General features: G+C 72.3%; 6 protein-coding genes. 5 read left to right on the top strand and 1 reads right to left on the bottom strand.

Annotated features, from left to right (window positions below):
• Positions 1-267 precede the first annotated feature (267 nt).
• The 3 genes from JWN97_RS01110 to JWN97_RS01100 all read left to right on the top strand — a co-directional run bounded on the left by JWN97_RS01110 (position 268) and on the right by JWN97_RS01100 (position 3,127).
• Positions 268-984 carry a response regulator transcription factor gene (locus JWN97_RS01110; RefSeq protein ID WP_297616879.1) on the top strand — a complete coding sequence of 239 codons (717 nt, stop codon included), beginning with the start codon at positions 268-270 and terminating at the stop codon, positions 982-984.
• A complete protein-coding gene (locus tag JWN97_RS01105) occupies positions 981-2,402 on the top strand; it encodes a HAMP domain-containing sensor histidine kinase (protein ID WP_297616876.1) in 1,422 nt (473 codons plus the stop codon). The genes JWN97_RS01110 and JWN97_RS01105 overlap by 4 nt, the downstream gene beginning before the upstream one ends.
• 155 nt (positions 2,403-2,557) lie before the next feature.
• Positions 2,558-3,127 (top strand): DUF402 domain-containing protein, encoded by a 570-nt coding sequence (locus JWN97_RS01100; protein ID WP_297616873.1) that lies wholly within the window; start codon positions 2,558-2,560, stop codon positions 3,125-3,127.
• On the opposite strand, the gene JWN97_RS01095 is transcribed toward JWN97_RS01100, so the two are convergent.
• On the bottom strand, positions 3,105-4,502 hold the full coding sequence (locus JWN97_RS01095) for a threonine/serine exporter family protein (protein ID WP_297616870.1): 1,398 nt from the start codon (positions 4,500-4,502) through the stop codon (positions 3,105-3,107). The genes JWN97_RS01100 and JWN97_RS01095 overlap by 23 nt on opposite strands.
• Before the next feature lie 81 nt (positions 4,503-4,583).
• Between JWN97_RS01095 and JWN97_RS01090 the strand changes: the two genes are divergently transcribed.
• A complete protein-coding gene (locus JWN97_RS01090; RefSeq protein ID WP_297616867.1) occupies positions 4,584-5,732 on the top strand; it encodes a glutamate--cysteine ligase in 1,149 nt (382 codons plus the stop codon).
• An 84-nt stretch (positions 5,733-5,816) separates the two neighbouring features.
• A partial coding sequence (locus tag JWN97_RS01085; RefSeq protein WP_297616863.1) for a wax ester/triacylglycerol synthase domain-containing protein occupies positions 5,817-6,537 on the top strand: 721 nt, incomplete at its 3' end.

The following is a 6,537-nucleotide window of genomic DNA, read 5'->3' as shown; positions in this document are numbered from 1 at the left end:
GGCTCGGCGCCGGCCGGGCTCTCGGACCCGGGCGCTGCTGCCGGCGCGGACGGGAGCGTGGCCCCGCCCCCGGGACGTACGGGCTGGGTCTCGTCGTCGGGTCGGCTCTCGCCGGGCTTGTCGTCGCTCATGCCCCGAGCGTCCGCCCGCACCCTGTGCGACACCTGTGAACGGGCCCTGAGCCCGCCCAGACTTCCCGTCCGGAGCCGCGGGCGAGTGACAGGCGCGTCACAGGAAGTCCACAGGAACCGGCGGCAGGATGCTGCCATGCAGCAGCTCACCCGGCCCGACGGCTCGCCCGTGCGCGTCCTCGTCGTCGACGACGAGGTCAACATCGCCGAGCTCCTCGCCATGGCGTTGCGCTACGAGGGCTGGGACCTCCAGATGGCGCACACCGGGACCGACGCCGTAGCGACCGCCCGCGACTTCCGCCCGGACGCGGTGGTGCTCGACATCATGCTGCCCGACTTCGACGGCCTCGAGGTGCTGCGCCGGATGCGCGCCGACGGCAACGACGTACCCGTGCTGTTCCTCACCGCCAAGGACGCGGTCGAGGACCGGATCGCCGGCCTGACCGCGGGCGGCGACGACTACGTCACCAAGCCCTTCTCGCTGGAGGAGGTCGTGGCCCGGTTGCGGGGGCTGATCCGCCGCGGCGGCACGGCCGCCCAGGCCGACGCCGGCAACATGCTCGTCGTCGGCGACCTCACTCTCGACGAGGACAGCCACGAGGTGCACCGTGCGGGCGAGGAGATCAGCCTGACGGCCACGGAGTTCGAGCTGCTGCGCTTCCTGATGCGCAACCCGCGGCGCGTGCTCAGCAAGGCGCAGATCCTCGACCGGGTCTGGCAGTACGACTTCGGCGGGCAGGCCAACGTCGTGGAGCTCTACATCTCCTACCTCCGCAAGAAGGTCGACGCCGGGCGCGACCCGATGATCCACACCATGCGCGGCGCGGGCTATGTGCTGAAGCCGGCGACGTGACCGCGCTGCGACTCCCCCGCACGCTCACCGCCCGCCTCGTGGCGGTGGCGGTGCTGCTCGTCGCCTTCGCGGCCCTGCTCATCGCGACCGCGACCACGCTGGCCATGCATTCGCAGCTGAGCCACCAGCTCGACGAGGAGCTGCGCGCCAGCATCGGGCGCGGGTTCGACGGGCCCGGCCGCGGCCTGCCGCCCCACCAGGACGGGGACGGTGATGACCGGCCCTTCCTGGGGCAGGGGTACGGCGTGGTGCTGGGGCACGTCGCCGACGACGGCACGGGCGACGCCGAGGTGGTGGCGGGGGACGACGACAACGTCGGTCGGCAGAGCCTCGACACGGACCAGGTCAAGGCGCTCGCGGCAGTTGTCGGCGCACGTGAGCCCCGCACCGTCAGGCTGCCCAAGCTCGGGACGTACCGCGTGCTCTCGCGCGCCAGCAACCTCGGCGGCTACGACCTCGCCGCACTGCCCACCACCGACCTCGACCGCACCATCGAGGACCTCGTGAGGCTCGAGCTCCTGGCGACCCTGCTGGGCGTGCTCGCCGCAGCCGGCCTCGGGACCTGGGTCGTACGCCGTCAGCTCGCGCCGCTGCGCGAGGTCGCCGGCACCGCGCACCGCGTCGCCGAGCTGCCGCTGGCCTCAGGGGCGATCGAGATGACCGAGCGGGTGCCCGACCGGCTCACCGACGAGCGCACGGAGATCGGCCAGGTCGGCGCCGCGCTCAACGCGATGCTCGACCACGTCGAGGCCTCGCTCGACCAGCGCCACCGCAGCGAGCAGCAGGTGCGCCAGTTCGTCGCCGACGCGTCGCACGAGCTGCGTACGCCGCTGGCCACCATCGCCGGCTACACCGAGCTGGCCCGCCGCCAGCCCGAGACCTCGGGCACCGCCCTCGCCAAGGTCGAGACCGAGTCGGCGCGGATGACCGGACTGGTCGAGGACCTGCTCCTCCTGGCCAGGCTCGACGCGGGACGGCCCCTCGAGCGCCAGCCGGTCGACCTGTCCCGCCTGCTGCTGGAGGCGGTCAACGACGCCCGGGTCGTCGACGGCGACCACCAGTGGCGGCTCGCCCTGCCCGACGCTCCCCTCAGCGTCACCGGCGACGCCGCACGACTGCACCAGGTCGTCACCAACCTGCTGACGAACGCGCGGAAGTACACCCCCGCCGGCAGCACGGTCACCGTGACGGGGACCGCGCAGGGCTTCACCGTGCACGACGACGGCCCGGGGTTCGCCCCCGAGCTGGCGCCGCGCGCCTTCGAGCGCTTCACCCGCGGTGACGCGGCCCGCACCCGCGCGGGCGGCGCGGGCCTCGGCCTGTCGATGGTCCAGGCCATCGTCGCCGCGCACGGCGGCACCGTGGACCTCGCCAGCGCGCCCCGCGACACGACGATCACCGTCACCTTGCCGAGCTGACGCTTGTGCACGCAGACGACCCGTCGAGCTGACCCTTGTGCGCGCGGCGCTCGTGCACAAGCGTCAGCTCGGCACTGTCTGTGCGTGCACAAGCGCCAGCTCGGCACTGTCTGTGCGTGCACAAGCGTCAGCTCGGCTCGCATAGGTTGGGAGCCATGGAGCCCGGCACCCCGATCCGCTGCCAGATGACGAAGTGGGGTGATCGGCCCCACTGGGAGTTCGAGGGCATCCACCTCGGATCCGACGAGCACGGCGAGTGGCTCGGCTTCCCGCAGGGCACGCACAACCACCGCCCCGGGTACGAGTTCAGCTCCGAGGTCGATGCGGTGACGCTGGTGCCCGCAGGGGGCTGGTACGCCGCCACCTTCCACGCCCCCGGCATCTGGTGCGACCTCTACATCGACATCACCACGCCCGGTGAGTGGGACGGCGACGTGCTGCGGGCCGTCGACCTCGACCTCGACGTGATCCGGATGTCCCCGGAGCCGCCGGCCTCCAGCCGCTCGGCGCCGCAGAACCTCTCGGCGGGCCCCGGCGAGACCTTCGTCGACGACGAGGACGAGTTCGCCGAGCACCAGGTGGCCTACGGCTACCCCGCCGACGTGGTCGCGGCGGCGCAGGCCAGCTGCGACGAGGTGCTCGAAGCCGTCCGCGCCGGCGTGGCGCCGTACGACGGCACCGCCCGCCGCTGGCTGGAGGAGCTCAGCCGCCTGACTGCTTCCTGAGCGCCCGACGCTCGGCGCGCGTCAGCGCCCGGAAGGGGCCGACCAGTCGCGGTCCGGCGAGCCGGCCCTCGAGCTTGCGGGCCTCGCGCTTGAGCGGCTGGGCGACGTACTCCCCCAGGATCACGCCGGAGGCCAGCGCGATGGCGACCGAGATCGCCGTCATCAGCGCGAGGATCCCCTGCGACACCAGGTAGCCGCCGTCGGCGAGCCACGTGAGCCCGCGATAGATCGAGAGGCCGGGCAGGAACGGCACGATCGCCGGCACCGCGACGACCAGCGGGGGCACCCGCACGCGGCCGGCCACGGCGTAGGCGACCAGGCCGATGAAGAAGGCGGCGACTCCCGCGGCGGCCGCTCGCCCGAAGCCGCTGACCTCGACGGTCTGCGAGATCAGTGCCGCGACACCGGTGATCAGCCCCACGGGGAGCACCGCGCGGCGCGGCGCGTAGCAGGCCACGCTGAAGGCAGCCGAGGACACGGCCGCGCCGGCGACGATGGTCGGGAGGTCCGCGTTGCCCAGCTGGCCGGGGACCAGCGCGTCGAGGGGGATCATCAATCCGTCGGCGACCGAGATGCCGAGCGCGACGCCGGCGATGATGCCCGCAGTCGCCATCATCGCCTCGATCAGGCGCGCGCTCGAGGTGAGGTAGAAGCCGGTGAGCGCGTCCTGCACGGCGCCCATCAACCCGATGCCGGCGAGCAGCAGGATGATGTTGGCGGTCACGACCAGGGACTCGTCGACCTCGATCGGGGAGGCGGCCACGGCCGCCGCCAGGAGCGTCGCGATCGCACCACCGGCGACCTGGAGGTAGAAGAACGGCAGCCGCCGCCGTGCCATCAGGATCTGGACGCGGTCGATCAGCACGGCCGCCACCGCCGCCACCGCCGAGACCACCACCCCGCCGCCGAGGAACACGCCGACCGCGGCTGCCATCACGGCCCACGCGACGGTCACCGCCCACCGGGGGAAGGCGTGGCCGAGGGAGACGATCGTGGCCATCCGCGTGCGGGCGAGGAAGAGGTCGGCCTGGTCGGTGAGGATGTCGCGCACGAGGTGGTCGACCGCGGTGAGGTCCTCGTAGTCGATGTCGCGCTGCTGGACGTGGCGCATCATCAGCATCGGTACGTCGTCGATGGAGCGCTGGTGGCTCATCGAGAGGGCGGTGAACGTCACGTCCACCTCTGCCTGGCGCAGCCCGAAATGGTCGGCGACCGCCCGCATCGTCGCCGTCACGTCGGCCGCTCCGGCCCCGGACGACAGCAGCATCTCGCCGATCCGGAGGCACAGGTCCATCGTCAGGTGGATCTCGCGGGTCCGCTCGGCGGCCACTTCTGCCTCGCTCTCCTCGGGGGAGAGCCCGTCGTGCTGGTCCACCCGGCCATGCTCGCACCCGCCGACCGCACCAGCCGTCACAGGGGTGAGCCCGCCGGCGGCCCTCCTCCCTAGAGTGAGCGCATGCGCATCGACTTCCACGCATCAGCCGAGCCGACGCTCGGCGTGGAGTGGGAGTTCGCCCTCGTGGACCGGGTCAGCCGCGACCTCGTCAGCATCGCGTCCGAGGTGCACGAGCTCGCGGGCGGACGTCTCGACGAGCCGACGCGACTGCACAAGGAGCTGTTGCGCAACACCGTCGAGGTCGTCACCGGCATCTGCCCGACGGTCGGCGAGGCGGTCAACGACCTGCGCGACACCCTCGCGGTCGTCGCGCCCGCGGCCCGCGAGCTCGGCGTCGACCTGCTGGGTGCCGGGTCGCACCCCTTCGCCGACTGGTCCCACCAGCAGCTGACCGAGGGCCACCGCTACGCCGAGCTCATCAACCGCACCCAGTGGTGGGGCCGCCAGATGCTGATCTGGGGCGTCCACGTGCACGTCGGCATGCCCGAGCGCGAGCGGGTGATGCCGGTGCTGGCGTCGATGCTGACGACGTACCCCCACCTCCTCGCGCTCTCGGCGAGCTCACCGATCTGGGCGGGGCAGGACACCGGCTATGCGTCCAACCGGTCGCTGATGTTCCAGCAGCTGCCGACCGCAGGCCTGCCGTTCACCTTCGACACCTGGTCGGAGTTCGAGAAGTGCATCGCCGACCAGACCACGACGGGGATCATCGACTCGATGGCCGACGTCCGGTGGGACCTGCGGCCGTCGCCGCACCTCGGCACCCTCGAGAACCGGGTCTGCGACGGCATGTCCGACCTCGCCGAGGTCGCCGCCCTCACGGCCCTCATGCACTGCCTGGTGGTCGACCTCGACACCCGGCTCGCAGCCGGGGAGACGCTGCCGACCCTGCCCCCGTGGCAGGTCCAGGAGAACAAGTGGCGCGCGGCCCGCTACGGCCTCGACGCGATCGTCATCCTCGACGACCGCAACCGCGAGCGGCTCGTGACCGACGACCTCGACGACCTGCTGGAACGCCTCACGCCGGTGGCGCGTCGGCTCGACTGCGAGGCCGAGCTGCGCACCGTCGCCGACATCCCGAGGCGGGGAGCGTCCTACCAGCGCCAGCGCGCGGTCGCGCACGAGTCGGGCGGCGACCTCGTCGCGGTGGTCGACGCCCTGGTGGCCGAGCTGGTCCACTCGCTCGGGATCGAGTCGCTGGACTCCTGAGACCCCGGACGCCCTCCCTTGTGGCGGTGGTCACGGGAGGAGAGGATGCCGGGACGACCTCAACAGGGGGTAGAGGAGCACTCAGTGGTGAACCCGATCGACCCGACTGCGACCGGCTTCCTGCTGGCCGAGAACCGCAACATGCCGATGCACGTCGGCGGGCTGCAGCTCTTCGAGAAGCCCGAGGGGGCCGGCCGCAACTACGTCCGCCAGATGTACGAGCAGATGCGCGACGTCGAGGAGATCGCCCCGCTGTTCCTCAAGCACCCCCACCGCTCCGCGCGTACGGCGGGCCAGCTGGTGTGGCAGCCCGACGAGCAGTTCGACATCGAGCACCACGTCCGCCACAGCGCGCTGCCCAAGCCGGGCCGGATCCGCGAGCTGCTCGAGCTCTGCTCGCGGCTGCACAGCACCCGGCTCGCCTGGGAGCGGCCGCTGTGGGAGGCCGCGATCATCGAGGGCCTGCGTGACGACCGGGTCGCGATGTACACCAAGACCCACCACGCCCTCGTCGACGGCGTCTCGGCGATGCGACTGCTCGCGAGCGTGCTGTCGACCGATCCCGACGAGCGCAACATGCCCGCCCCGTGGGCGATGCGCCCGCGCAAGCCGCGCGAGGAGGAGCCGAACGACGGCGGCGCCTCGCTGGCCGACGTCTCGGCCAGCACGGTGCGTACGGCGCTCGCGATCGCGTCCGAGGCCGCCGGGATGCCCGGCGCGCTGATCCGCACCCTGAACAAGAGCGTGCGCAACGAGACCTCGGCCCTCTCGCTCTACGCACCGCGCATGATGCTCAACCAGAACA

The sequence above is a fragment of the Nocardioides sp. genome, from assembly GCF_025965415.1.
In the GTDB taxonomy this organism is placed as follows: domain Bacteria; phylum Actinomycetota; class Actinomycetes; order Propionibacteriales; family Nocardioidaceae; genus Nocardioides.
Note: the sequence above shows the minus strand (reverse complement) of the source record. Positions and strands in the feature narration are given on the sequence as shown.

Coding starts and splice junctions, on each gene's coding strand:
- JWN97_RS01110 (WP_297616879.1), top strand. CDS start 268: ATGCAGCAGCTCACCCGGCCCGACGGCTCGCCCGTGCGCGTCCTCGTC.
- JWN97_RS01100 (WP_297616873.1), top strand. CDS start 2,558: ATGGAGCCCGGCACCCCGATCCGCTGCCAGATGACGAAGTGGGGTGAT.
- JWN97_RS01090 (WP_297616867.1), top strand. CDS start 4,584: ATGCGCATCGACTTCCACGCATCAGCCGAGCCGACGCTCGGCGTGGAG.